A 23,515-nucleotide genomic window follows, 5' to 3' on the forward strand; every position below is an offset into this window, starting at 1 on the left:
CGGCACGGGTGGGCGCGGGCGGCACCCCGTAGCGCCGGGTTGCGCCACCCACCCGGCATCAGCCTCATCGCAGCAGTCACTTTGGACGAGGGGCGGCAATCGTGGATTTCGGGTTCGCGCAGGACGACGAGGACTTTCGGGGCGAGGTCAGGGACTGGCTCGCCGCGCATGCCGAGGGGGCGAGTGATCGCCGTTCCTGGGAGCGCACGCTCGGAGCGGCCGGGTGGATCGGGATCGGGTGGGGTGCGGGCGGGTACGGCAATCGCACCGCCACGCTCACCCAACAGGTCGTCTGGGCCGAGGAGTACGCCCGGTCGGGAGCGCCCCCGCGCTCCGGGCACATCGGTGAGAACCTCCTGGCCCCCACGCTCCTCGCGCACGGCACCGAGACGCAGAAGTCCCGCTTCCTGCCCCCGATCGCCGCCGGTGAGGAACTCTGGTGCCAGGGCTACAGCGAACCCGGCGCCGGCTCCGACCTGGCCGGGGTCCGTACCGCGGCCGTGCGCGAGGCGGACGGCCGTACCTACCGCGTCACCGGGCAGAAGATCTGGACGTCACTCGCGCACGAGGCCGACTGGTGCTTCGTGCTCGCCCGCACCGAGCCCGGTTCGCGGCGACACCGCGGACTGACCTTCCTCCTCGTCCCCATGGACCAGCCGGGCCGCATCGAGGTCCGCCCCATCCGGCAGCTGACGGGCACCAGCGACTTCAACGAGGTCTTCTTCGACGGGGCGCGCGCGGAGCACGTCGTCGGCGGCGAGGGCAACGGCTGGCGCGTCGCCATGAGCCTCCTCGGCTTCGAGCGGGGCGTGTCCACGCTGGCGCAGCAGATCGGGTTCGCCGAGGAGCTGGGCAGCGTGGTGCGGGCGGCCGTGGAGTCGGGTGCGGTCGGGGATCCCGTCGTACGGGAACGGCTCGTCCGGCAGTGGGCCGAGCTGCGCACCATGCGCTGGAACGCCCTGCGCACCCTGGGCGGTTCGGGCGACGCGGGGGCCCCGAGCGTGGCGAAGCTGCTCTGGGCCGGCTGGCACCAGCGGCTCGGGGAGCTGGCGGTGCTGGTGCGGGGCGCGGCGGCGAGCGCCGGTCCGGCGGACTGGTCGGTGTCGTCGCCGTACGCACTGGACGCGGCGCAGCACCTCTTCCTCTTCTCCCGGGCCGACACCATCTACGGCGGCTCGGACCAGATCCAGCGCACGATCATCGCCGAGCGGGTGCTCGGCCTGCCCAGGGAGCCCAAGGGAGCCGCGTGATGCGAGGCGTGATCTTCGACGGGAAGCAGGTCCGGGTCGTCACGGACCTGGAGGTGCGGGAGCCGGGGCCGGGTGAGGTGCGCGTCGCGATCTCCGCGGCGGGGCTGTGCCACAGCGATCTGTCGGTGGTGGACGGGACCATACCCTTCCCGGTTCCCGTGGTGCTGGGCCATGAGGGAGCGGGTGTGGTGGAGGCGGTGGGGGAGGGCGTCACCCATGTCGCGCCCGGGGATCACGTGTCCCTGTCCACGCTCGCGAACTGCGGTACGTGCGCGGAGTGCGACCGGGGGCGCCCGACCATGTGCCGGCAGGCCATCGGGCGTCCCGGCCGGCCGTTCCGTCACGCCGGCCTGCCGGTCCACCAGTTCGCCGCGAACTCGGCGTTCGCGGAGCGCACGGTCGTGAAGGCCGTACAGGCGGTCCGGATCCCCGAGGACATCCCGATGGCGTCGGCGGCGCTCATCGGGTGCGGGGTGCTGACGGGGGTGGGCGCCGTGCTGAACCGGGCGCGGGTCGACCGCGGCGACAGTGTGCTGGTGATCGGGACGGGCGGCATCGGCCTGAACGTGTTGCAGGGGGCGCGGCTCGCGGGCGCCCTGCGGATCGTGGCCGTCGACGCCAACCCGGCGAAGGAGGACATGGCACGCCGCTTCGGCGCGACCCACTTCCTCACCTCGACGGAGGGCGTGCGGGACGTCCTGCCCACGGGCGCGGACCACGCCTTCGAGTGCGCCGGCCGGGTGGAGCTGATCCGCCAGGCGATCGACGCACTGGACCGGCACGGCCAGGCGGTCCTCCTCGGGGTGCCGCCGGCCACGGCCGAGGCGTCCTTCCGCGTCTCGTCGATGTACCTCGACAAGTCCATCCTGGGCTGCCGCTACGGCTCCTCCCGCCCCCAGCGGGACATCGCCCTCTACGCCGAGCTGTACCGCCAGGGCAGGCTGCTGCTCGACGAACTCGTCACCCGGACCTACCCGGTCGAGGACTTCGAGAAGGCGGCGGCGGACGCGGAGGCGGGGCGGGTGGCGCGCGGGGTGCTCACGTTCTGACGGCCCCCGTGTCTCTGGCGGTCCGGAAGGTCCGCCGGTAGGCGGTGGGCGTGACACCGAGCGCCGTCTGGAGGTGCTGGCGCATCGACTGCGCCGTGCCGAAGCCGGCGTCGCGGGCCACCTGGTCGACGGACCGTTCGGTGGTCTCCAGCAGGTGCCGGGCCCGTTCCACGCGCTGCTGGGTGAGCCACTGGCCCGGGCTGACGCCGGTCTCCTCGCGGAAGCGGCGGGTGAACGTGCGGACCGACATGGACTCCTGGGCGGCCATGTCGCGCAACTGGACCGGCTCGTGGAGGCGGCCCAGGGCCCAGGCGCGGGCGGTGGTGGTGGAGGCCTGCTGCGGATCGGGCACCGGACGCTCGATGTACTGCGCCTGACCGCCGTCGCGGTGCGGCGGTACGACCGTACGACGGGCCACGTCGTTGGCGACGGCGGTGCCGTGGTCCCGGCGCACCATGTGCAGGCACAGGTCGATGCCGGCCGCGACGCCCGCCGAGGTCAGCACGTCGCCGTCGTCGATGAACAGCACGTCCGGGTCGACCCGGACCTTGGGGAAGAGCCGCTGGAGGCGCGCGGCGTCGGCCCAGTGGGTCGTGGCGGGGCGGCCGTCGAGGAGTCCGGCGGCGGCGAGGACGTAGACGCCGGTGCAGATGGAGGCCAGCCGGGTGCCGGGCCGGAGGAGGGCGAGGGCGGCGGCCAGTTCGTCGGTCAGCACGCCCTCGTCGTAGACCGGGCCGAGTTCGTACGACGCCGGGACGATCACCGTGTGGGCGTCGGCCAGGGCCTCGGGGCCGTGCGCGACGTGGATGGCGAAGTCGGCGTCCGTCTCGACCGGGCCCGGCGGGCGGACCGAGCAGGTCACGACCTCGTACAGGTGCCGTCCCAGGGCGTCCTTGGGGCGGCCGAAGATACGGTGCGGGATGCCCAGCTCGAAGGGGAGCAGCCCGTCGAGGGCGAGGACGACCACGCGGTGGGGGCGGAAGCCGGCGGCCGGGTCCGGGGCCGGACTGGAGTGGCTGGCCGATGTCATGGCCCGATCCTAGCGAATGCTGTCTTCCGGGCCACTCGATGGAGTCTGTCGCGGGCCGGAAGCTCTATGTCGTGACCCAGACAAGCGAAGCCGCAGCAGTCGCACCGCAGCCGCCGAAGCCGGGCCGCGGCGGCCGCCGCATACGTGTGCACCGGGCCTGGTTCGTCGCCGCCGTCACCTTCGTGACGATCATCGGCGCGGCCGCCTTCCGTTCCGTGCCGGGCCTGCTCATCGACCCGTTGCACGAGGAGTTCGACTGGTCGCGCGGCACGATCAGCGCCGCGGTCTCGGTCAATCTCGCGCTGTACGGTCTGACGGCCCCGTTCGCGGCGGCCCTGATGGACCGCTTCGGCATCCGCCGGGTCGTCGCGGTCGCCCTGACGGTCATCGCGCTCGGTTCGGGTCTCACGGTGTGGATGACGGCGGCCTGGCAACTGATGCTGTGCTGGGGCCTGCTGGTCGGCCTCGGCTCCGGCTCCATGGCGCTGGCGTTCGCGGCGACCGTCACCAACCGCTGGTTCACCGAGCGGCGCGGCCTGGTCACCGGCATCCTCACCGCCGCGTCCGCCTCCGGCCAGCTGATCTTCCTGCCCCTGCTGTCCTGGATCGTCGAGCGGCACGACTGGCGCCCTGCGGCCGTGACGGTCGCGCTCGCCGCCCTCGCCGTCGTCCCGTTCGTCTGGCTCCTGCTGCGCGACCACCCCGCGGACGTGGGCCTGAAGCCGTACGGCGCCACCGAGTTCGTACCGAAGCCCGCACCGGCCCCCGGCGCCGCCCGCCGGGCCGTGACCGTCCTGTTCTCGGCCGCGCGCACCGGCCCGTTCTGGCTGCTCGCCGGCACTTTCGCGATCTGCGGCGCCTCGACCAACGGCCTGATCCAGACCCACTTCGTGCCCGCCGCCCACGACCACGGCATGCCCCTGACGACCGCCGCCTCACTGCTCGCGGTCATCGGCGTCTTCGACGTCGTCGGCACGATCGCCTCCGGCTGGTTCACCGACCGCTTCGAAGCCCGGCGCCTGCTCGCCGTCTACTACTCCCTGCGGGGCATCTCGCTCCTCTTCCTGCCCCTGCTCCTGGTGACACCGAGCGTCCAACCCCCGATGATCTTCTTCATCGTCTTCTACGGCCTCGACTGGGTCGCCACCGTCCCGCCCACCCTCGCCCTGTGCCGCGAGCAGTACGGCGAGGACAGCGCGATCGTCTTCGGCTGGGTCCTCGCCTCCCACCAGGTCGGCGCTGCCCTGGTCGCCTTCCTCGGCGGCGTCGCCCGCGACGCGTTCGGCTCGTACGACGTGGTCTGGTACGCGTCGGGGGCGTTGTGCGCGGTGGCGGCGCTGATGGCGTTGGTGATCCGGCGGCGGGGGGTGGGGCCGGGGGTGGAGGCCGTGGCCTGAGAGCGGGCTCTCGCGCTTTCAGGCGGCAGGGCCGGGCTCGGTGAACGCTCGTCGGCTGTGCAGGAGCAGCTCGCGCAGGGCGGGGCCGTGCGGGCTCTTCCACACCAGGGCGAGCAACGCCGGTGTGTCGACGTCGTCGATGGGGCGTGCGGTGAGCCGGTCGCGGTGGTGCGCGGCCATCGACTCGCTGAGGACGGCGACGCCGAGCCCGCGGACGGCGAGGTCGGCGATGGCGTCCGCGGAGCCGGCTTGCAGGGTGATCGCGGGCTGCAGGCTCTGCGCGGCGCAGGCACGGTCGAACACGGTGCGCAGACCCGTGCCGGGTGGCATGCACACGATGGGGTGGGCGGCCACGTCGCGCAGAGTGACCCGCCGCCGTTTCGCCAGGGGGTGGTCGGCCGGAACCGCTGTGACGAGCCGCTCGCTGATGATGGTCAGCGCGTCCAGCCCGTCGGGAGGGGCGGTTGCTGTCCCGATGAGTGCCAGGTCGATGGTGCCGGCGCGTACGCCCTCGACGAGCCGGTCGGAGTTGTCCTCCAGCAGGGCGATCTCCACGCCCGGATGCGCGCGGTGGAATGCGGCGAGGGCGTCGAACAGCGGCGTGACGGTGCAGCCGATGACCATCCCGACCGTGAGCCGGCCCCGGATCAGGTCGGTGACCTCACCCACCGCCTGCCCGACCGCCTCGGCCGCGGCGAGCGCGGCACGGGCGTGTTCGAGCGCGGCCTTTCCCGCGACGGTGAGGGTGGCGGTGCGCGCCGACCGGTGGAACAGCTCGGCGCCGAGTTCGCGCTCCAACTGGCGGATCTGCGCGCTGACGCCGGACTGGCTGATGTGCACGCGCTCGGCCGCCCGCGTGAAGTTCTGCTCTTCGGCGACGGCGACGAAGTACTCCAGCTGCCTCATTTCCATGACTGCGAATTCTAGTTTCCAGAAGAACCATCTGTTGGACTTCTGGCTGACGGGCGACGAGGCTGGAAAGCGCAAGGGAGCACTGGAAGGCACTGAAGCCCGACGTCAGGAGGTATCCGTGCCGGAGTACGAGAAGGCCATGCGGCCCGAGGACATCACCCGCTTGTTCGTCGAACGCTCCAACGCCGGTGACGCGGCCGGGGTCGCCGCACTGTACGAAGAGGACGCGGTGCTGGCCTACCCGCCCGGTGAACGGACGGTGGGCCGGGAGGCGATCCGTGCGCTGTGGGAGAAGGTGCTGGCCGGCCGTCCCCGCTTCGAGCCGGAAGAACCGCTGCCGACGCTGGTCAGCGACGGCATCGCCCTCACCTCGACCCCACCGAAGGACGGCACCGGCGCCCGCGCCCAGGTCGTCCGTCGCCAGCCCGACGGAAGCTGGCTACGCCTGCTCGACCAGCCCGAGTTCGTCCCGCCCGGCCGCTGAGTTCCTCGTCCCCTCGCCGATGACCTGGTCGGACACCACCTCCAGGACTGCGGTTGTGGAGCAGGTATCGATCAATCTTCGTCGGGACGCCACAGCCAGCGCAGAGCGTCCGGCAGCAGGACGCCGCCGTGGTTGGGGCTGTGCCCGCCGTCTCCCAGGACAAGACGGAAGTCGTAGCCCGCTTCAGCGAGAGCGGCTGCCACGCGCAGGTTTTCGGCGAGCCAGTTCCACTGTGGCTCATTCCAGTGCAGGTCGCGGTGGCCGCCTTGCATGAAGATGCGCAGCGGCTTGCGCGGGACGCGGGAGATGAGGTCTGGGTAGGGGTTGCCGTCCGGCATCTGCGCGAAGCTGGACAGGTATCCGATGACGCGGCGGAACTTGTCCGGACGCAGCCACGCGGCGGTGAAGGCGCAGTTGCCACCGCTGCTCCCGCCGCAGATGCCCCACCTTTCGGGCGACTGGGCGATGGTGTAGCGCTCCGCGACCTGCGGGATGATCTCGGTGAGGAGGAAGGTGACGTACCGGTCGTCGAAGGCGTCGTACTCGTTGTTGCGGTTCTTCGGGTTCTCCGCATCGGGGAAGACGCCAGGATCGACGAACACGCCGATGGTGACAGGGATGTCGCCGCGGTGAATGAGGTTGTCCAGGACGATCGCGCCGCGTACCTCCCCTGCGGGGTCCAGGTACCACCATCCGTCCTGGAACACCATCAAGGATGCCGGTTCCGCCGGGTCGTACTGTTCAGGCACGTGTATCCAGAACTTCCGGAAGGTTCCCGGGTAGACCTCGCTGTCCCTCCACTCGAGCTCGACCGTCTCGCCGGCGGGCACACCCGGCTGTGGAGCGGAATCGGGTCCGTGGACGTAGCGCACGTCCGACTGGTCGATCGGAAGTGGCTGGTAGGGCATCTCGATGGTCACGGGGAGACACCGTAGGGCGATCACCACCCTTGACCGCAATGCAGTTTCCTGGACCGGTGGCGCCGGGGTCTTCGCGGTGCTGGTAGGCCGACGGCGTCGAGCCCCTGGCGGGCTGGGCCTATCCTGAAACCAGCACATTCGCCTCTTGGAAGGTCCGTCGATGACAATCGGCATGGTTCTCGGTGACGTGGTCGTCGTGGCGTCGCAGGTTCGTTCACGTTCGGCCTACCGAGGAGTTTGCCGTGTCCACGATCCACTGGGTCGATGCTCAACCCCGTTCCGCCCGCTGGCATTCTGAGTCCGGGCTGCCCCTGCCCCGTCGGGTCGTCGTCGCCGACGACCGGATGAGGGCCGCCGTCGCTTACCGGCTGGCCTGTGAGGGCACCGCGTTGTTGTGGCGCGGGGATTTTCAGAACGCGCGGCAGTTGTTGCGTGCCATGGACCGTCGTATCCGTAGTGCCGCGCCCGGTATCGCGGGGACGCCCGCCGAGACTTTTCATCTGTACCGGCGGTTTCGTGCTCACCGTGCACGCGTGCTGGGGAAGCTGCTCGTGTTGCTGGAGGGCGAGTACGTACTGGCTCTGCGGCGGGCGCCCGATGTGCGCGTGGCGTGCCGTGAGGCGTACGGGCCGCCCGGCGGGGACATGGCCGTCGCCCTGACCGAACTGCTGGGTGTGATCAGTGCCCGGCAGTGGCGGGAGAAGGGTGTGGAGGTTCCGGCACTGGGGGCACGGATTCATCCGCACTACGGGGTGTTCGCACCGACGAGGAGTGAGTACGTCGACCTGGTCGCGCAGGCGCCGTTGCCAGGCCCTGGCATGCGTGCCGCGTTCGACCTGGGTACCGGCACCGGTGTGCTCGCCGCCGTGCTCGCCCGGCGAGGTGTCCGGCAGGTCGTGGCCACGGATGTCAGCGCCCGGGCGCGGGCGTGTGCCCGGGACAACGTCGAGCGGTTGGGGCTCGGGTCGGTGGTCCGCGTCACCGGGCCCGAGCTGTATCCCGACGGGCGCGCCGGCCTGGTGGTGTGCAACCCGCCCTGGCTCCCCGCTCGCCCCGCCTCCGACCTCGACCTCGGTGTCTACGACGCGGGCGGCGGCATGCTCCGCGGGTTCCTCGACGGGCTCACCGGCCGGCTGGAGCCGGGCGGTGAGGGCTGGCTCGTGCTGTCCGACCTGGCCGAACGCCTCGGGCTGCGCAGCCGGGAGGAGCTGATGGCCGCCGTGGAGGGGGCCGGGCTGCGGGTGATCGACCGTCTGGACACCCGCCCGCGCCACACGCGCGTGCGGGACACGGACGATCCGCTGCACGCCGTACGGGCCGCCGAGGTCACGTCACTGTGGCGGCTGGCCGTCGCCTGATCCGTACCGGCCCGATCAGTCCGACAGCCGCGCGAAGCGCCCCCGGTGGAAGAGCAGCGGTCCCTCCGGAGCCGGATCGTCGGCGGCCGTGCCGAGGGCGTCCACCCGGCCCACCACGATGAGGTGGTCGCCGCCGGTGTGGACGGCGTGGACCGCGCAGTCGATCCAGGCGACGGCACCCGACAGGCGCGGCGAGCCGGACACCGGCGCCGCGTCGTACACCACCCCCGCGAACTTGTCCGCGCCGCTCACCGCGAAGGCGCGGCACAGCTCGCCCTGGTGGGCCGCGAGGACGTTCACGCAGAACACCCCGGCCCGGGCGATACGCGGCCAGGTCGTCGATGTGCGGCCGACCATGAAGGCGACCAGCGGCGGGTCGAGGGAGAGGGAGGTGAAGGACTGGCAGGCGAAGCCGGCGGGGGAGTCGGTGGGGGTGGCGGGGGATGCCGTGATGACGGCCACTCCCGTCGCGAAATTTCCCAGGACGCGGCGGAATTCCGCCGGGTCGACGGGAGCGCGTTCGTCCTCGCCGACGCACCGCAGGTCGGGGCGCGGCAGCACTTCGACGGGCTCCGGCGCGGCGGTGCGGACCGACCGGAGGTAGCGGACGGCGGCTTCGGCCATTCCTGCTTGTCCCATCACACCTGCATTGAAGCTGACGGAGCGTCAGATAGGAAGGTCCGGTGGGGCCCGATGGTGTCAGTTGCCCCGGTACTTCGGGCTCCGCCGCTCCACGAAGCTCCGTACTCCCTCCTGCGCGTCCGCCGTCGTCATGTTGATCTCCTGCGCGGCCGCCTCCGCGGCGAAGGCCGTGGCGCGGTCGGTGTCGAGGGAGGCGTTGACGAGCTGCTTGGTCAGGGCGAGGGCGCGGGTCGGGCCGGTGGCGAGGCGTTCGGCCCAGGCGCGGGACGTCTTCTCCAGGTCGGCGTCCGGGACGACCCGGTTGACCAGCCCCATCCGCTCCGCGTCGGTCGCCGTGAGCGCGTCGCCGAAGAACATCAGCTCCTTGGCGCGCTGCGGGCCGATGAGGCGGGGGAGGAGGTAGGCGCCGCCGGCGTCGGGGACCAGTCCGCGTCGTACGAACACCTCGATGAAGCGGGCTGATTCGGCCGCCAGGACCAGGTCGCAGGCGAACGCCAGATGCGCGCCCAGCCCGGCCGCCGTGCCGTTGACCGCCGCGATCACCGGCTTCTCGCAGTCCAGGACGGCGGCGATCAGGCGCTGGGCGCCGGTGCGGAGGGTGCGGGCGACATCGCCGGCGACGCGGGCGGCGGGCGCTGCGGCCGTGGCCCGGAGGTCCGCGCCGGCGCAGAAGCCGCGGCCTGTTCCCGTGAGGACGATCGCTCGTACCTGCGGCGACGCGGACGCCTCCGACAGGAGCCGGACGATCTCGTCCCGCTGGGCCGGCGTGAGGGCGTTGAGGGTCTCGGGACGGTTGAGGGTGACGGTGAGGATGTGGTCCGCGGTGGTGTGCAGGACGGCGGGTTCCGTCATCGGCTGCACACCGCCAGGGCGTCCAGCGCCACCGCGCCCTGCCCCTGGGGCAGCACCATGAGCGGGTTGATGTCCAACTCGGCGAGCTGGTCACCGAGTTCCAGCGCCATGCGCTGTACGCGCAGGACGACCTCGACGAGTGCGTCCAGATCCGCCGGCGGCCGGCCACGGACCCCGTCGAGCAGCGCCCGCCCCCGCAGCCCGGCCAGCATGTCGCGCGCCTGGTCCTCGCCGAACGGCGGCACCCCTACGGCGGTGTCGCGCAGGACCTCGACGAGGACCCCTCCGAGGCCGACCGTCACCGTCGGCCCGAACAGGTCGTCGTGCGTGACTCCGACGACCATCTCGACGCCGTGCTCGACCATCTGGCAGACCAGTACGCCGTCCAGCGGGACGTCCTCGTAGCGGGCGATGTCGGTCAGCTCCCGGTAGGCGTCGCGGACCTGGCTCGCCGAGGTGAGCCCGATCTTCACCAGGCCCAGTTCGGTCTTGTGGGCGATCCGGGCGCCCGAGGCCTTCATCACCACCGGGTAACCCACCAGCCCGGCCGCCCGTACGGCCGCCGCCGCGCTGGTCACCAGCTGCTCCCGCGGCACGCGGATGCCGTACGCCCGCAGCAGCTGCTTCGCCGCGTGCTCGCTGAGCTGTTCGCCGGGCCGCATCAGCGCCTGGGCCTTGCGGTAGGAGGGGGAGGGGGTGCGGGGGGCGTCGTCGAAGGGGGAGCGGTAGCCGGTCGTGAAGCGGTGGTGGGCGAGGTGGGCGCGGACGGCGGTGAGGCAGTTGCCGACCGTGCGGAAGGTGGCCACGCGGGAGGAGCCGAGCAGGACCTCGCGGTAGGCCGGCTCGGTGCCGACCGGTGAGCCCCACACCACGCACACCAGCTTGTCGGTCTGTTCCGCCGCGTCGACCAGGTCCTGGACGAGCCGGTCGCTGAGCGGGGGGAACGGCCCGGTGATCGGGCAGATGAGCACGCCCACCTCGGGGTCGTCGAGGATCGCGTCGATGATCTTCCGGCCGCGCCGGTCGCCGACCGGGTGACCGCCGTTGTCGACGGGGTTGGCGACGCTCAGGTACTCGGGTATCCACTGGTGCAGCTCGGCCTGTTTCGCCTCCGACAGGACCGGCAGCCGCAGGCCCGCCTCAGTCGCCAGGTCGGCGACGTGCGCGCCCGTGCCGCCGGAGATCGAGTAGACGACGACCCCGTCGGCGCGCGGTGGGCGGGCCCGGGCCAACAAGGCGGCCGTGTCCTGGAGTTCGTCGAGCCCGTCGACGCGGATCACGCCGTACTGCCGCAGCGCCGCGTCCACCACGGCGTCGGCGCCGGTCAGTTTGCCGGTGTGGGAGGCGGCCGTGCGGGCGCCGGTCTCGGTGCGGCCCACCTTGACGGCGACGACCGGCACGCCGCGCCGGGCGGCCCGGTCGGCGGCGAGCAGGAAGGAGCGGCCGTCCTTCAGCCCCTCCAGGTAGCAGGCGACGGCGCCGACCTCGGGCTGCTCGGCGAAGTAGGAGAGGAAGTCGGCGCTCTCCAGGTCGGCCTCGTTGCCGGTGGGCGCCCAGTGGGAGAGCCGGATGCCGAGTTCCTGGAGCGCGAAGAGGGGGCGGCCCTGGTGGCCGGACTGGGTGATCAGCGCGATCGCCGGGCCCTGAAGGTCGTCACGGAACCGCTCGAAGGCGTTGAGGTTGGTGTTGGGGCCCAGCAGCCGCATCCCGGACCGCTCGACGGCGGCGGCCAGTCGCCGCTGGGCGGCCTCGCCCTCCGGCCCTGTCTCCGCGAACCCGGAGGCGAAGACGACCGCGAACCGGGCCTTGGCCTCGGCCAGTTCCTCGACCACGGGGAGGGGGTCGCCGACCAGCACCACGGCCAGGTCGACCTGTTCGGGCAGGCCGGCGACGGAAGGGCAGCAGGGCATGCCGAAGACGGACGGGCGGCTCGGATGCACCGGATACAGCCGGGCCCCGACCCGTTCCGCCCAGTCGGCCAGTTGCCGCGTGATGCCGGTGTTCGGTCGCCCCTCGGCATCGGACGCGCCGATCACGGCGACGGACCGGGGGCGGAAGAAGCGGTCCATGTCGGGTACGTCCGCGTGCAGTGGACGCCCGCTGACATCGAGGTCTCCCGTCCGGGCCGGCCTGCCGTGCACGACGGGCCCGGGCCGCTCGCCACAGGCGAGAGCCCGGGTCCGGCGGGAGTCGGTGGTGAGGGTGCCGTGGGTCGATCCAAGCATCGTTTCCGCCCGCTCCTGTGAGACAGCCGCTAACTGACGCCCTGTCAGATTATCCGAACCGGCGTGATGTCAGGAACGGTTGAGCGCGGGTGAAGTTGCCGCCGGGTGTACGTCCGTACGCCGTGTGCCACGCTGAGCCCATGAGTGAGGCCGCCTCCGGTATCCGGCTGATGACCATGAACGTGCTGGCGCCGCAGTACGCCGACGGTGCGCGCCGGCGGGCGGTCCTGGCCCGCGAGATCGAGCGCCAGGACCCGGACGTGCTCGCGCTGCAGGAAGTCGCCCCCGAGGACGTGGCGGCGCTCGTCGACGCCGGCTGGCACGTCGCCGCGCACCCTCGCCGGTCCCCCGACGGTGTGGGCGCCGTCCTGGCCGCCCGCCACCCCTTCGGGCACACCGTGACGGACCCCCTCCAGGTGACCGAGCGCACGGCGCACACCAGCTGGTGCGGAGTCGTCGCCGCCGAGCTACGGCTTCCCGAACCCTTCGGCACGATCCTCGTCGTGCATCACAAGCCGAGCTGGCCCTACGGCTACGAGTACGAACGGGAGTTGCAGGCGCTCGCCACCGCCAGGCTCGTGGACGGCGTCACCGCCGAACGCCCCGTGCGCCACACCGTCCTGCTCGGCGACTTCGACGCCACCCCCGAGGCCGCCAGCCTGCGCTTCTTCCAGGGGCTGCAGTCGCTCGACGGCATGAGCGTCTGCTTCCAGGACACCTGGTCGGCCGTGCACCCCAAGGAACCGGGCCCCACGTTCAGCCCGGCCAACCCGCTCGTGCGGCAGGGGGACATGCCCGAGGCCTCGGATCGCCGTATCGACTACATCCTGCTCCGGTGCGGCCCGCACGGCCCCACCCTGCGGGTCTCCTCGTGCCGGCGGGTCCTGGTGCGACCGGTGGACGGCGTGTACGCGAGCGACCACTACGGCCTGGTCGCCGACCTGACACTGCCCGATCACCCTCCGGGCCGGTGGGCCTAGGCGGTGTCCCCCTGGCCCGGGAGCCGTGACACGCTCCCCGAGCCGTCCCGGGCGATGGCCTTCGCGATCTTCATCGCGTCGATCGCCATCTCGCGGAGCATGCCGCTGATCGGGTTGGTGAAGCCGGTGAAGTACAGGCCGGGGGCGGTCCGTGGGCTGCGCGGGCCCTGGACGACGGGCTTCCCGCGGGCGTCGAGTACGTCGAGGTGGCCGACGAGGCCCTCCAGGGCCCGGGTGTAGCCGGTGGCCGCGACGACGGCGTTCGGGGAGAGGCGGCCGCCGTCGGCGAGGACGACCTTGCCGTCCTCGAAGCCCTCCACGGCCGCCACGACCTCCACCCTGCCCGTGCGTACGGCGTCGATCAGGCCGACGTCCTGGACGGGCACGGCGCCCTCGGTGACCCGGGTGTAGAGGCCGGTGTCGGGGCGCGGCAGGCCGTGGGCGGACAGGTCGGGCACGCTCAGTCTGCCCAGCTGCCGGGCCATCCGGTCGACCAGGCCGACCGGCAGGTGCCGTGCCATGACGCCCGAGTACTGCGCGGCCCAGCCCGCCGTCGAGCGCCGCAGGATGTGCGGGACGGTGCGGATGGACAGCCGTACCCGGGCGCCGCCGTCCGCCAGGTCCACGGCGATCTCGGCGCCCGTGTTCCCGGCGCCCACGACGAGGACCTCGCGGCCCGCGAAGGGCTCGGCGTTGCGGTAGGCGGACGCGTGCAGGAACTCGCCGGTGTAGGTGTCGCGGCCGGGCCAGTCGGGCACGCGGGGCGTGTGGTTGTAGCCGGTGGCCACGACGACCGCCGCGCCGGTCAGTTCCCGGCCGCCGGTGGCGTGCAGCAGCCAGCCCGTGCCGTCGGGTGCGCGCTCGATGCGGGAGACCTCGACGCCGGTGACGACCTCGAGCCGGTGGTGCTCGGCGTACTTCTCCAGGTAGCGCACCACGTTGTCCCGGGACACCCACCGCCCGAACCGCCGTGGCATCGGCAGCCCGGGCAGGGACGACAGCCGGCGGGTGGTGTGCAGGTGCAGCCGGTCGTAGTGGCCGCGCCAGGACGACCCGACGCGGTCGGACTTCTCCAGGACGACGGCCCGCATGCCCCGGGCCCGCAGCGCGTACGCGGCGGAGAGCCCGCCCGGGCCGCCGCCGATGACGTAGACGGGGCGGTCGGGTGCGGGGGGTGCGGGGGAGTGTGTGGGGGGTGTGGAGTCGGCCATGAGCGGGAGCGTAGCCACGGACCCGCTTGATGGGTCTCGGTCAAGACCGGAATTGGTTTCGGATTGATCACGGCTGTGGCAGGACGGGGTGGAGCTGGTGGGCCGGCGGGCCCGGTTGTGGTGAGCCGGTGATCGATCCCGACGGATCGCAGGGTGCGGCCTCCTGCGCGGACGGGGAGTTCGGAGGCCGCGGCCCTCCTCCCGGGTGACAATCGGGGCATGGCAACGGATCTTCACGAGCTGCTGAGGTCGCTGCGGGTCTGGGACCCGCAGGTCACTCGACTGCCCTCCTTCGACCCGACGACCGCCCCCGACACCCCGCTGCCGCTCTTCACCGAGTGGTTCGCGGCGGCGGTGGCGGCCGGGCAGACCGAGCCGCACACCGTGTCGCTGGCGACCTCCGACGAGTCCGGCCTGCCCGACGTACGGATCGTCATGCTGCACGGCGCCGACGAGACCGGCTGGTCCTTCGCGTCCCACGCCGGTAGCCGCAAGGGCCGCCACCTCGGCGCCCGCCCGTACGCCGCGCTGTGCTTCTACTGGCCCGTCCTGGGCCGGCAGGTACGGGTGCGCGGCCCGGTGTCGTCGGCTCCGTCCGAGGAGGCCCAGGGCGACCTCCACGCCCGCTCGACGGGCGCGCTGGCCGCGGCGCTGACCGGCCGCCAGAGCGAGATCCTGGGCTCGGTGGAGGAGATGGCACGGGCCTCGCAGGCGGCGTGGGAACGGGCCCGGAGCGAGCCGGAGGCACCCGTACCGTCCTGGACCCTGTACCGGCTGCGGCCGGACGAGGTGGAGTTCTTCCAGGGGGACGAGGCGCGGCGGCACGTACGGCTCCGCTACCGGAGCACGGCTGAAGGGTGGACGCGGGAACTGCTGTGGCCGTGAACGGGCCCGGGGTCAGCGCGCGTTGCGCATCCCGAGAATGTAGGCCGCGGTGAGCGCGACGGCACGGTCTTCGTCGTGCGACAGCTCCGCGAGGGCATGTGACGCCGTGCTTCCCGGGATGTCCGCGAGCGCCTGGGTCAGCCGTCGACGTGCGGACGATCCGACGGTGCCGTCGGCCAGGCGGTCGACGAGCCCGGCGGCGATCCGGTCCGCCGACGCGGGACGACTCGCCAGCGCGCTCAGCGCGTCGGCCGCGTCGACGTCGTTCGCCGCCTCGACGATCATGTCGATGAGCGTGGGGACCGCGTCGGCCACGCCACGTGCCCCGAGCGCCACGGCCGCGTACCTGCGGACCACCAGGTCGGGGTGTGCGAGGGCGTCCCGCAGCAGTGCGGTCGCCTGACCGTCCGGAATCTCCGCGAGGGACTGGACGGCACGTTGGCGCACCTCGGCCGCCGGTGAACCGAGGCCCTCCGCCAGCAGCGCCGGTGCGCCGTCGCCCGATCGTGCCAGAGCCCATCGAAGGGCCCCGGCGACGTTCGGGTCGGTCTCGCTCAGCACCGCCTCGACCAGTGCTTCCACCGGCACCGGAACCTCGTCGACGGAGGACAGCGCCGCGCGTTGGCGCGTTCCGGCGCTCTTCGACCCCAACCCCTGCAGAAGCGCGACGACCTGGAGGACGTCCTCCCAGGCGGCGGGTTCCGCGGCACCGATCCGGCTCAGTCGCGTGAGCAGCTCCGTCTCGGCCGCGATGCGTTCCCGCGTCCGGCGGACGAGGTCGTCGACGAGTCCCGAGGGCGTGAAACCGGGCTCGTCGAGCCCGCGCTTGACCTCACGCAGCGAAAGCCCGAGCGACCGCAGGCTCTCGATGTGGAAGATCCGCCTGACGTCCTCGCCGGAGTACTCGCGATAACCGGCGTCCGTACGACCCGTGGGCCGCACCAGGCCGAGCGATTCGTAGTGCCTGAGCATGCGGGCGCTGACCCCCGACCGCCGTGCCACATCACCGATCAGCACTGCCTGTCATCCCTCCTGGCGGGTCGGGCCGAGAGCCACGACGCGCTTCGCCTCCTCGACCGCGAACTCGAACCCGGCGTCCGGGTCACGCGACAGCCGTTCCGTGGCGAGCGCATGCGCGCGCACGCCGGGGTCGGGATCCGCCGTCGCCGCGCGCAGGCACGGCATGATCCCCTCACCGAGCGCGATCAGCGCGCGGCTGAGACTCAACTGCGTCTCACGGTCACCGCGCCCGAGCTGAGTCACCAACACACCTGCCAGTCCCGTCTGTTCACCTTCGGGCACGAGAACGGCCGCTGCCCGCCAGGCGCTCCGGGCCACCTCGTCGTCGGTATCGGTCAGAAGTGCCCGTGTGATCGCGGGCCAGACCTGCCGATCCCCGATCTTGGACAGCGTGTGCAATGCCTGGCTCCGTGCCTGCGCACGCTCCGAGCGGAGTTCCCCGAGAAGCTCGGGGACCGTCATCGACGCAGGGTGGCGGGTGAGCGCCCAGGTGAGCATGTCGCGGACGTAGAACTCCGGCTCGACCGCGCATCGTTCGATGAGCTTGCCGATGAACCGCGGGTCAGGGGCTGTGCCGACGGCCAGCGCCGCTCGCAGCCGCACGGACGAGTTGTTGTCCTCCAGGCACTGGAGACCTTTCATCGGGACCACCTCCTCGCCACAGTGAAGGCCTTGTCACGGTGTCAAGGTCAAGCGGTTACGGCCGGCCCCGTGAAGTCGTACACCGCGAAGTCCGCCACCGGCCGGTATCCGATGCGCTGGTACAGGCCGTTGCTGGTCGGGTTGGACAGGTCCGTGAAGAGGAGCACCTCCTGCGCTCCGGCGGCCAGGGCGGCGCGGCTGACCTCGGCCGTGGCGGCGCCCGCGTAGCCGCGGCCGCGCAGGTGGGGCGGGGTGTAGACCGGGGCGACGCGGATCTGGCCGGCGACCTGAGGGGTCCTTCCGGCCATGGCGGCCAGGGTGCCGTCGGGTGTCTCCCAGAACGTGATGCCGCCCTGCGCGATGCGGGCGTCCGCCCACTCGCCGGCGTCCCGGAAGACGCCCGAGCCGACGGCTGCGACGAACTCTTCGTGCCAGCGGACGAGGAGCTCCCGGTCCGCCTGACCGGCGACGCGGGGACCGCCGGGCGGAAGGGGACGGGGCACGGTCAGGGTGCCGAGCCGGTAGAGCCGGTTGCGCTCCCGGAGGGTGGCCGTGGCGCCTGTGTGCCGCTGCCAGGCCTCGGCGAAGGCGGTGGCGGTGTCGCGGTCGGCGTGCACGCCGGGCAGGCGTTGCCCGAGGGCGGCCAGCCGCGCGGCCAGCGCGTCGGCCTCCTCGACCGTCAGAACGGTGAGGTTCAGCCGGTGCGGTGGTGTGCGGAAGAAGGTCGCCCGGACCGCGCCGTCCTGCTCCAGCAGGCCGAACTCCGGCACTCCGTCGCCGTAGACGTGCGGGCCGCGCGTGCGCAGGTTCTCCGTGACGGTCAACGGGAGGGTGTGCAAACCCGGTCGGGAGCGCAGGAAGGCGTCGGCCCGGGTCAGGAAGGCGTCGAGGTCCTGGGTGAGGTGCCAGTCGTCGGTGCGCATGTCTCATGGTGCCGCCCGCGCCCCGGCTCATGCCCGCGAATTACTCCCCGTGCCCGCGGCGCGCACACCGGTTACGCGTCCGGTTCGGGATCCGTCGCCAGCCGTGCGTGCAGGTGGGCGTCCCGGAACGCGTCGTGCCGGCCCTCCTCGAAGATCGCCCCGCGCAGGGTCCCCTCGTACGCGAACCCGCACCGCTCGGCGATCCGGCAGGAGGCGTCGTGGCCGACGGCGTGGTCCAGTTCCAGCCGGTGCAGGCCGAGTTCGGTGAGGGCCCAGTGGGCGGCGAGCAGCAGGGCCCGGGTGGCGACGCCCTGGCCGCGGGCCTCGGGGAGCACCCAGTAGCCGACGCGGGCGACCTTCAGGTGGTACTTGATCTCGTTGACGCCGATGTGCCCCAGGGTGGTGCCGCTGCGGGCGTCCGCGACCCGGAACGACATGGACGTGCCCTCCGTCGCGCTCTGGGCGCGCGCGAGCAGCGACTCCCGGGCGCTCGCCCGGTCCGTGACCAGCCTCAGCGGGGTGTTCCAGCGCTGGAACTCCGGGTCCCGCATCCCGCGCAGCCACGTCTCGACGTCGGCGCCGGACGTGGGGTCCCAGGGGAGTAGACGAAGGCCGCGGCCGTGGATTTCCGGGAGGGGGCCGGTCAGGGACCGGTCGCGTATGGGGGCCATGGGGCCATTCAAGCGCGTGGGGCGGCGCGGTTCACCCGTGTTCCGGGCCCGGCACGACCCGGAACACGGGGATCCCGTCCCGGAACGCGACCTCCAGTTCCGCCCCGGCGCACAGCTCCCCGGCCGGCGGTTCCCCCGTCGGCGGTTCTCCCGTCGGGGGTTCTCCGGTCGGGGGTTCTCCCGCCCCCACGATCTCCGTCATCATCCGCGGCCCCTCGGCGAGATCGACCACGGCGGCGACGTACGGGGTGCGCTCCGCGAAGGGTGGCAGGTCGTTGCGGTGGACGACGGACCAGGTGTAGAGGGTGGCGCGGCCACTCGCGGGCTCCCAGGCGACGTCCTCGCTCCAGCAGTGGGGGCAGAACTCGCGCGGATAGTGGTGGGCCCGGACGCAGGCCCGGCAGCGGCGGATCAGCAGCCGGCCCTCGGCGGCCGCGTCCCAGTACGTCCGGGTGAAGGCGTCCGGCTCGGGCAGGTCGAACCGCCCGGCCATCAGAACAGCCCCAGCGCGCTGTCCAGCGACCAGGTCTGCCAGGACATCCCGAACAGGCCGACCACCGACATCAGCGCCATCATCGAGTTCTGCCCCTGCTCGGCCACTTCGTGGATCATGAGGGTGAAGTAGAGGGCGTTGAGGAGGAACCCGCCGGCCAGGGCGATCGGGGTGAGGAAGCCGGTGATCAGGCCCAGTCCGAGGGCGAGTTCCGCGTAGACGACGACGTACGCCATCGCGCGCGGGTGGGGCGCGACCACTTTGTCGAAGCCCGACCGTACGGCGCCCCAGCGGTGCTCGGCCGCTATCCCGGCCGCCCACGTGATGCCGGTGCCGCGTGCGAACCAGGCCTTGCGGTCCTTGTGCCGCCAGCTCTCCAGCCACCACAGCCCGAGCCCGATCCGCAGCACGGCCAGCCATTCCGCTCCGCTGAGCCAGATCGTGTCCATGCCCATGCTCCCGCATCGCCGCAACCCGACACTGAGACCTGACGGTACGTCAGATAATGCGCGTGGAACAGGCCTTGTCGCGACCCAGCGGGTATTCGAGCCGGTCCCGTCGGCGTACGCCGTCCCGGACAAGTCCGCGGCGGGGGCGGTCGGTTGATCCGCGATTCACGACGAGCCGCGCCGCTGGATGCTGGTCCTGGCGGTGTTGCGGATCCGCTTGGTGCGACCGCCGTCGGCGAGGATCTCGAGGGCGGCGGCGTCGGCGCCCGACGATTCAGCCGTTTTGAGCTGGAGCCAGTTGGATGACTCGAGCAAGGCGTCGGGACGCCATGGCCGCCCCAGCGTGACGGCCCGGAAGAGAGACCACTCGCGCAGGCGCTGGGTCAGGAACGGATGGTGCGTCGTGGCCCGGGTCATCATCTCGGCCCAGGGCTCGTAGGCGGGTCCGGGGTGGAGTTCGGCGGCCCGGCGGTCAAGGTGCCGCAGGACGGCGGACCGAGCCATCGAAGGGTCCGGGTCGGTGAGTACTTCGCTGACCAGGCCGGCCTCGTCGGCGTCGGTCACCTGCTCCAGCGCGCTCAGATAGGCCCGGAAGCGGAGGTGCTCGGCTGGTTCCTCGGGCGGTGCGTCGGGGTGGTTCATGCGGCCTGCTCCCGGCTTCCCGGCCCGCGCTGCGAACGCGGGCCTACTGCGATCCACAAGTCCTAGGTGAGGTGTTTGACCCGGCGCAAGGTCAGGGCGGTCTCCACGGTCAGCACACCGTCGAGTACACCGATCTTCTCCCTCAAGTACGTGTAGAGCTCGCCCGTACCGGAACTGCCGACGAAGGCGACGAGGTTGGCCTGGCCGGTGGTGGCCGCGGCGAAGCGGACCTCGGGGTGTTCTGCCAGCGCCCGTCCGACAGCATCGAGCGCGGAGGGGGTGACGGTGAGCCAGAGCATCGCGCCGACGCCATGGCCGAGAGATTCGCTGTCGTGCTGCACGTCGCAGTAGAGGACACCCGTGGAGAACAGGCGCTCCAGGCGCCGCTTGACCGCGGACTCCGACTGTCCGGTGCTGCTCTTCAGCTCGCTGAAGGTGGCTCGTCCGTCCCGCCGCAGCACGGCGACCAGCGCCTCGTCGGCTTCATCGAGCAAGACGGCGGCAGCGGTCGGCTCGACCCGCGCGGGACGCAGTGCCGCCTCCTGGCCGGGATCGAGGGCCTGCGTCTTGTCGAGCCAGCCGCGTGGGCCGCCGTAGAAGGAGTGCAGCAGACAGTGGGCACTGACCGAGATCACGCGGGGTGTGCGCTGCAGGCGGTCGAAGAGCAACTCGTCGCGCTCCTGCGGGCTGCGCGGCTTCAAGGCGCACAACACCTCGGTGCCGCCGGAGATCAGATCGATGTAGGAGATGTCGGAGCGCCGGGCCAGTGCCTTCGCGAGCTGTTCCGCCACGTCGGGGGTGCAGCGCAGCCGGACGATCCAGGTCTGCCGACCGAGCAGGCGTTCGTCGGTCATGCCGACCACCCTCAGCCCGGCGGTGGTGCGCAGCTTGCGGAAGCGGCGGGCGATGGTCTGGTCGGACACCCCGAGGACCTCGGCGATACGGCTGAACGGCGCCCGTCCGTCGACCTGGAGGGCATGGAGCAGCTTCCGGTCGAGGGCGTCGAGGGAATGGGACTCCACCGGTTGTCTCCTGCTGCGAGAAGGTGATGCTCACGGTATGTCGTAACTGCAGTGCCATGCCGTATCCGCGGCGCCCGCGTGACCCGGGACCGGGGCGGGGGAGCAGTCGGTCCCGGGCCAGTACGTGATGTGCGGCGGTCGCCGTCACCGCTCCTGATGGTTGGCCTGCAGGGCGGGCCCGGGCGCGGGCTGGTGCGCCCCGGGGCCGGTGGCGTGACGGCCATGGACGGCACCCACGCCGCCGGTGGCCGGAGGGGCCGAGTGCTGCGGGCGGCGCAGCAGGAGCACCCCGACGACGGCGGCCAGCAGGGCCAGGACGGCGGAGACGATCAGGCACAGCTGGAGTCCGTCGACGAATGCCCCGGACAGGGCGCCCAGGACGCGGGGGGTGTCGGCGCCGAAGTCCGTGCCGCCGACGGCGCTCAGTCCGCCGGTGTCCGCGACCGCGGTGGCGTGCCGGACCGTCGATTCGGCCAGACCGGCGTCGGTGAGGTGACCGGGCAGGGCGTCCACGGCCTTGGCGGACAGCAGGGCGCCGAGGATGGCGGGGCCGAGGGCGGCGCCGACCTGACGGAAGGCGTTGTTGCCGGCCGCGGCCATGCCGGCCTGGTGGTGCGGTACCGAGCCGACCGCGGTGGCCGTCATCGGAGTGATGACGAAGGCCATGCCCAGGCCGAGCAGGGCCAGCCGCCAGGCCAGGGAGCCGAACGAGGTGTCGGTGCCGATCGTGGTGAGCGACAGCAACGCACCCGCGGTGACGAACAGGCCGCCGGGGATAAGAACGCGTGGTGAGATGCGGTGCGTCAGATGCCCGACGGGCCGGCCGAGCAGCAGCGGCATCATGGAGACCATCAGCAGCCGCCAGCCCGACTCCAGGGTGGAGAGCTGCTGCACCGTGCCGAAGTAGAGGCTGAGGGCGAAGAAGAACCCGATCAGTCCGAGGAAGCTGATCATGGCGATGACGGTGGTGGCCGTGAAGGCCGGGCTGCGGAACAGCGTCAGGTCCAGCATCGGACTGCCGGCGCGCCGCTCCACCAGGACGAACGCGACGGAGCTGACCGCGGCGGTGGACAGGGCCACCATCACCTTCTCGTCCGTGAAGGAGGCGACGCCGCCTTCGATGATCCCGTACACCAGGGCGGTGATCGCCAGTGCCGCGGTGATCTGGCCCGGCCAGTCCAGTCGGCGCGCGCCCGGGGCACGGGAGTCGGCCAGCAGTGTCGCCGCGCATGCCATGGCGAGCAGCGAGGCGGGGATGGGCAGGAGATAGATCCAGCGCCACGCGAAGTGGTCGAGGATCACTCCGGCGATGACGGGACCGATGGCCAGCGCCGCCGTGAGCGACGTGGCCCACAGGCCGATGACCTTGCCGCGTTCACGTGGGTCGGGGACCGCGTGGCTGATCAGCGCCAGTGTCGTGGGCAGCAGCGCGGCCGAGCCGAGCCCGGCCAGCGCCTGACCGACCCACACGACCTCGATCGACTGTGCGCACAGCGCGACCAGGGCCCCCAGCCCGCTGAAGCCCAGGCCCGCCTGGAACACCTTCTTGCGGCCGTGGACATCACCGAAGACGCCCGCGGTCAGGATCAGGGCGGCCATGGGCAGCACGAACGCATCGGACACCCAGGAGAGTTGCGAGGTCGATGTGTCCAGCGCCCGCTGGATGGCGGGCAGACTCGCCGAGACGGTGGTCACCGGCAGATAAGCGACGAACACACCGACACAGGCCATGACGAGCGTGGCCGCCCGCCGCTCCTGTGGCGCGTTCGCCGTTGTCGTGACGTTCACGGAACTCTCCCTTACAGCGCCGGGCGCTGCGGTCGGCTGACTTTCGCCGCCACCTTCCGACCGCCGGGGAGTTGAAGCCAGCCACTGCCTCGATGTCCCGGGAATCCGACATCAGGGCCCCTGATATCGAGGAATTCCGACACCGAGGCGCAGACTGCTGAGCAGTTCAGGATTAACGGGCTCAGGATCCTGACGGAGTCTGTGTGGCGTCGTGGCGCCCGCGGGCGGCGCGAATGGCGTTCCGGTGAGTGTCGGCCCAGGTGTTGAGGGCGCTCAGCGGTTCGAGGAGCGTGCGGCCGAGTTCGGTCAACTCGTAGTCGACGCGGGGCGGGACCGTGGCGTGAGGAGTACGGGTGACCAGGCCGTCGCGGGCGAGATTGCGCAGGGTCAGGGTGAGCATGCGCTGGCTGATTCCCTCGATGGCGCGGTGCAGTTCGTTGAAGCGGTAGACGCGTTGTCCCAGGAGGATGACGACCAGCACGCTCCACTTGGTGCCGACGAATTCGCAGATGTCCTTGATCGCGCAGTCGCCGTCGGCGGGGACGGGCACGGGCACATTCAGGTGCGTGGCTGACATCAAAGTGCCTCCTTACGGCGGACCTCATGCTCACCTAATTTGAGGTTGCGCACAAGAAACGACCATTGGGGCGGCCTGCGCGGCTGTCCCCTC

Annotated in this window: 24 protein-coding genes; 7 read left to right on the forward strand and 17 right to left on the reverse strand. The window is 72.0% G+C overall.

The window, feature by feature from the left end; translation table 11 throughout:
* Positions 1-101 precede the first annotated feature (101 nt).
* Positions 102-1,250, forward strand: a complete 1,149-nt coding sequence (locus ACZ3I3_RS08180; protein ID WP_467363501.1) for an acyl-CoA dehydrogenase family protein — start codon at positions 102-104, stop codon at positions 1,248-1,250.
* Positions 1,250-2,299, forward strand: a complete 1,050-nt coding sequence (locus ACZ3I3_RS08185; RefSeq protein WP_467363503.1) for a Zn-dependent alcohol dehydrogenase — start codon at positions 1,250-1,252, stop codon at positions 2,297-2,299. Before ACZ3I3_RS08180 ends, ACZ3I3_RS08185 begins: the two co-directional genes overlap by 1 nt.
* Here ACZ3I3_RS08185 and ACZ3I3_RS08190 read toward each other — a convergent pair.
* Positions 2,289-3,329, reverse strand: a complete 1,041-nt coding sequence (locus ACZ3I3_RS08190) for a GlxA family transcriptional regulator (RefSeq protein ID WP_467363504.1) — start codon at positions 3,327-3,329, stop codon at positions 2,289-2,291. The genes ACZ3I3_RS08185 and ACZ3I3_RS08190 overlap by 11 nt on opposite strands.
* 71 nt (positions 3,330-3,400) lie before the next feature.
* Between ACZ3I3_RS08190 and ACZ3I3_RS08195 the strand changes: the two genes are divergently transcribed.
* Positions 3,401-4,726 carry an MFS transporter gene (locus tag ACZ3I3_RS08195; protein ID WP_467363506.1) on the forward strand — a complete coding sequence of 442 codons (1,326 nt, stop codon included), beginning with the start codon at positions 3,401-3,403 and terminating at the stop codon, positions 4,724-4,726.
* A gap of 18 nt (positions 4,727-4,744) precedes the next feature.
* Here ACZ3I3_RS08195 and ACZ3I3_RS08200 read toward each other — a convergent pair whose 3' ends face one another.
* A complete protein-coding gene (locus ACZ3I3_RS08200; protein ID WP_467363507.1) occupies positions 4,745-5,638 on the reverse strand; it encodes a LysR family transcriptional regulator in 894 nt (297 codons plus the stop codon).
* A gap of 118 nt (positions 5,639-5,756) precedes the next feature.
* Here ACZ3I3_RS08200 and ACZ3I3_RS08205 point away from each other — a divergent pair, with 118 nt between their 5' ends.
* Positions 5,757-6,122 carry a YybH family protein gene (locus ACZ3I3_RS08205; RefSeq protein ID WP_467363508.1) on the forward strand — a complete coding sequence of 122 codons (366 nt, stop codon included), beginning with the start codon at positions 5,757-5,759 and terminating at the stop codon, positions 6,120-6,122.
* 71 nt (positions 6,123-6,193) lie between these two features.
* Here the strand turns inward: ACZ3I3_RS08205 and ACZ3I3_RS08210 are convergent, their stop codons facing one another.
* On the reverse strand, positions 6,194-7,042 hold the full coding sequence (locus ACZ3I3_RS08210; RefSeq protein WP_467363510.1) for an alpha/beta hydrolase: 849 nt from the start codon (positions 7,040-7,042) through the stop codon (positions 6,194-6,196).
* Between the two features lie 242 nt (positions 7,043-7,284).
* Here ACZ3I3_RS08210 and ACZ3I3_RS08215 point away from each other — a divergent pair, with 242 nt between their 5' ends.
* Positions 7,285-8,400 carry a methyltransferase gene (locus ACZ3I3_RS08215; RefSeq protein ID WP_467363512.1) on the forward strand — a complete coding sequence of 372 codons (1,116 nt, stop codon included), beginning with the start codon at positions 7,285-7,287 and terminating at the stop codon, positions 8,398-8,400.
* 15 nt (positions 8,401-8,415) lie between these two features.
* On the opposite strand, the gene ACZ3I3_RS08220 is transcribed toward ACZ3I3_RS08215, so the two are convergent.
* Genes ACZ3I3_RS08220 through ACZ3I3_RS08230 form a run of 3 tightly spaced genes read right to left on the reverse strand, consistent with a single transcriptional unit; the run spans position 8,416 to position 12,119 of the window.
* Positions 8,416-9,039, reverse strand: coding sequence for a flavin reductase family protein (locus ACZ3I3_RS08220; protein WP_467363514.1), 624 nt, complete (start codon positions 9,037-9,039; stop codon positions 8,416-8,418).
* A 60-nt stretch (positions 9,040-9,099) separates the two neighbouring features.
* Positions 9,100-9,894, reverse strand: coding sequence for an enoyl-CoA hydratase/isomerase family protein (locus ACZ3I3_RS08225; RefSeq protein WP_467363515.1), 795 nt, complete (start codon positions 9,892-9,894; stop codon positions 9,100-9,102).
* Complete coding sequence (locus ACZ3I3_RS08230) at positions 9,891-12,119, reverse strand: acetate--CoA ligase family protein (RefSeq protein WP_467363517.1); 2,229 nt, start codon at positions 12,117-12,119, stop codon at positions 9,891-9,893. The genes ACZ3I3_RS08225 and ACZ3I3_RS08230 overlap by 4 nt, the downstream gene beginning before the upstream one ends.
* A 140-nt stretch (positions 12,120-12,259) precedes the next feature.
* Here ACZ3I3_RS08230 and ACZ3I3_RS08235 point away from each other — a divergent pair, with 140 nt between their 5' ends.
* The gene (locus ACZ3I3_RS08235; RefSeq protein WP_467363518.1) at positions 12,260-13,099 is read left to right on the forward strand and encodes an endonuclease/exonuclease/phosphatase family protein; all 840 of its coding nucleotides are present in this window, start codon (positions 12,260-12,262) and stop codon (positions 13,097-13,099) included.
* On the opposite strand, the gene ACZ3I3_RS08240 is transcribed toward ACZ3I3_RS08235, so the two are convergent.
* Entirely contained in the window at positions 13,096-14,310 is a 1,215-nt protein-coding gene (locus ACZ3I3_RS08240) for a flavin-containing monooxygenase (RefSeq protein ID WP_467363519.1), read from the reverse strand. The genes ACZ3I3_RS08235 and ACZ3I3_RS08240 overlap by 4 nt on opposite strands.
* Before the next feature lie 219 nt (positions 14,311-14,529).
* Here ACZ3I3_RS08240 and ACZ3I3_RS08245 point away from each other — a divergent pair, with 219 nt between their 5' ends.
* Positions 14,530-15,195, forward strand: coding sequence for a pyridoxine/pyridoxamine 5'-phosphate oxidase (locus ACZ3I3_RS08245; protein WP_467363521.1), 666 nt, complete (start codon positions 14,530-14,532; stop codon positions 15,193-15,195).
* A 12-nt stretch (positions 15,196-15,207) separates the two neighbouring features.
* On the opposite strand, the gene ACZ3I3_RS08250 is transcribed toward ACZ3I3_RS08245, so the two are convergent.
* From ACZ3I3_RS08250 to ACZ3I3_RS08295, 10 genes are all read right to left on the reverse strand, one after another.
* Entirely contained in the window at positions 15,208-16,212 is a 1,005-nt protein-coding gene (locus ACZ3I3_RS08250; protein ID WP_467363523.1) for a HEAT repeat domain-containing protein, read from the reverse strand.
* Between the two features lie 6 nt (positions 16,213-16,218).
* Positions 16,219-16,857: a HEAT repeat domain-containing protein gene (locus ACZ3I3_RS08255; RefSeq protein WP_467363525.1), complete on the reverse strand. Its 639-nt coding sequence runs from the start codon at positions 16,855-16,857 to the stop codon at positions 16,219-16,221.
* Positions 16,858-16,904: 47 nt separating this feature from the next.
* Positions 16,905-17,780, reverse strand: coding sequence for a GNAT family N-acetyltransferase (locus ACZ3I3_RS08260; protein ID WP_467363527.1), 876 nt, complete (start codon positions 17,778-17,780; stop codon positions 16,905-16,907).
* 71 nt (positions 17,781-17,851) lie between these two features.
* Entirely contained in the window at positions 17,852-18,451 is a 600-nt protein-coding gene (locus ACZ3I3_RS08265) for a GNAT family N-acetyltransferase (RefSeq protein ID WP_467363528.1), read from the reverse strand.
* Between the two features lie 31 nt (positions 18,452-18,482).
* Entirely contained in the window at positions 18,483-18,944 is a 462-nt protein-coding gene (locus ACZ3I3_RS08270; protein ID WP_467363530.1) for a Zn-ribbon domain-containing OB-fold protein, read from the reverse strand.
* Entirely contained in the window at positions 18,944-19,393 is a 450-nt protein-coding gene (locus ACZ3I3_RS08275; protein WP_467363532.1) for a DoxX family protein, read from the reverse strand. The genes ACZ3I3_RS08270 and ACZ3I3_RS08275 overlap by 1 nt, the downstream gene beginning before the upstream one ends.
* Before the next feature lie 165 nt (positions 19,394-19,558).
* Complete coding sequence (locus tag ACZ3I3_RS08280; protein ID WP_467363534.1) at positions 19,559-20,035, reverse strand: hypothetical protein; 477 nt, start codon at positions 20,033-20,035, stop codon at positions 19,559-19,561.
* A 62-nt stretch (positions 20,036-20,097) separates the two neighbouring features.
* Positions 20,098-21,057, reverse strand: a complete 960-nt coding sequence (locus ACZ3I3_RS08285; protein WP_467363536.1) for an Lrp/AsnC family transcriptional regulator — start codon at positions 21,055-21,057, stop codon at positions 20,098-20,100.
* A 144-nt stretch (positions 21,058-21,201) separates the two neighbouring features.
* Positions 21,202-22,845, reverse strand: coding sequence for an MFS transporter (locus tag ACZ3I3_RS08290; protein ID WP_467363537.1), 1,644 nt, complete (start codon positions 22,843-22,845; stop codon positions 21,202-21,204).
* A 181-nt stretch (positions 22,846-23,026) separates the two neighbouring features.
* Positions 23,027-23,422 carry a winged helix-turn-helix transcriptional regulator gene (locus ACZ3I3_RS08295; RefSeq protein ID WP_467363539.1) on the reverse strand — a complete coding sequence of 132 codons (396 nt, stop codon included), beginning with the start codon at positions 23,420-23,422 and terminating at the stop codon, positions 23,027-23,029.
* Positions 23,423-23,515: the final 93 nt, after the last annotated feature.

Source organism: Streptomyces sp. NPDC016851 (genome assembly GCF_055562795.1).

What these genes read in the sequence shown, in the direction of transcription:
- ACZ3I3_RS08185 (WP_467363503.1), top strand. Translation starts at nt 1,250, where the DNA reads ATGCGAGGCGTGATCTTCGACGGGAAGCAGGTCCGGGTCGTCACGGAC.
- ACZ3I3_RS08190 (WP_467363504.1), bottom strand. Translation starts at nt 3,329, where the DNA reads ATGACATCGGCCAGCCACTCCAGTCCGGCCCCGGACCCGGCCGCCGGC.
- ACZ3I3_RS08200 (WP_467363507.1), bottom strand. Translation starts at nt 5,638, where the DNA reads ATGGAAATGAGGCAGCTGGAGTACTTCGTCGCCGTCGCCGAAGAGCAG.
- ACZ3I3_RS08220 (WP_467363514.1), bottom strand. Translation starts at nt 9,039, where the DNA reads ATGGGACAAGCAGGAATGGCCGAAGCCGCCGTCCGCTACCTCCGGTCG.
- ACZ3I3_RS08225 (WP_467363515.1), bottom strand. Translation starts at nt 9,894, where the DNA reads ATGACGGAACCCGCCGTCCTGCACACCACCGCGGACCACATCCTCACC.
- ACZ3I3_RS08230 (WP_467363517.1), bottom strand. Translation starts at nt 12,119, where the DNA reads ATGCTTGGATCGACCCACGGCACCCTCACCACCGACTCCCGCCGGACC.
- ACZ3I3_RS08235 (WP_467363518.1), top strand. Translation starts at nt 12,260, where the DNA reads ATGAGTGAGGCCGCCTCCGGTATCCGGCTGATGACCATGAACGTGCTG.
- ACZ3I3_RS08240 (WP_467363519.1), bottom strand. Translation starts at nt 14,310, where the DNA reads ATGGCCGACTCCACACCCCCCACACACTCCCCCGCACCCCCCGCACCC.
- ACZ3I3_RS08245 (WP_467363521.1), top strand. Translation starts at nt 14,530, where the DNA reads ATGGCAACGGATCTTCACGAGCTGCTGAGGTCGCTGCGGGTCTGGGAC.
- ACZ3I3_RS08255 (WP_467363525.1), bottom strand. Translation starts at nt 16,857, where the DNA reads ATGAAAGGTCTCCAGTGCCTGGAGGACAACAACTCGTCCGTGCGGCTG.
- ACZ3I3_RS08260 (WP_467363527.1), bottom strand. Translation starts at nt 17,780, where the DNA reads ATGCGCACCGACGACTGGCACCTCACCCAGGACCTCGACGCCTTCCTG.
- ACZ3I3_RS08265 (WP_467363528.1), bottom strand. Translation starts at nt 18,451, where the DNA reads ATGGCCCCCATACGCGACCGGTCCCTGACCGGCCCCCTCCCGGAAATC.
- ACZ3I3_RS08270 (WP_467363530.1), bottom strand. Translation starts at nt 18,944, where the DNA reads ATGGCCGGGCGGTTCGACCTGCCCGAGCCGGACGCCTTCACCCGGACG.
- ACZ3I3_RS08275 (WP_467363532.1), bottom strand. Translation starts at nt 19,393, where the DNA reads ATGGACACGATCTGGCTCAGCGGAGCGGAATGGCTGGCCGTGCTGCGG.
- ACZ3I3_RS08280 (WP_467363534.1), bottom strand. Translation starts at nt 20,035, where the DNA reads ATGAACCACCCCGACGCACCGCCCGAGGAACCAGCCGAGCACCTCCGC.
- ACZ3I3_RS08295 (WP_467363539.1), bottom strand. Translation starts at nt 23,422, where the DNA reads ATGTCAGCCACGCACCTGAATGTGCCCGTGCCCGTCCCCGCCGACGGC.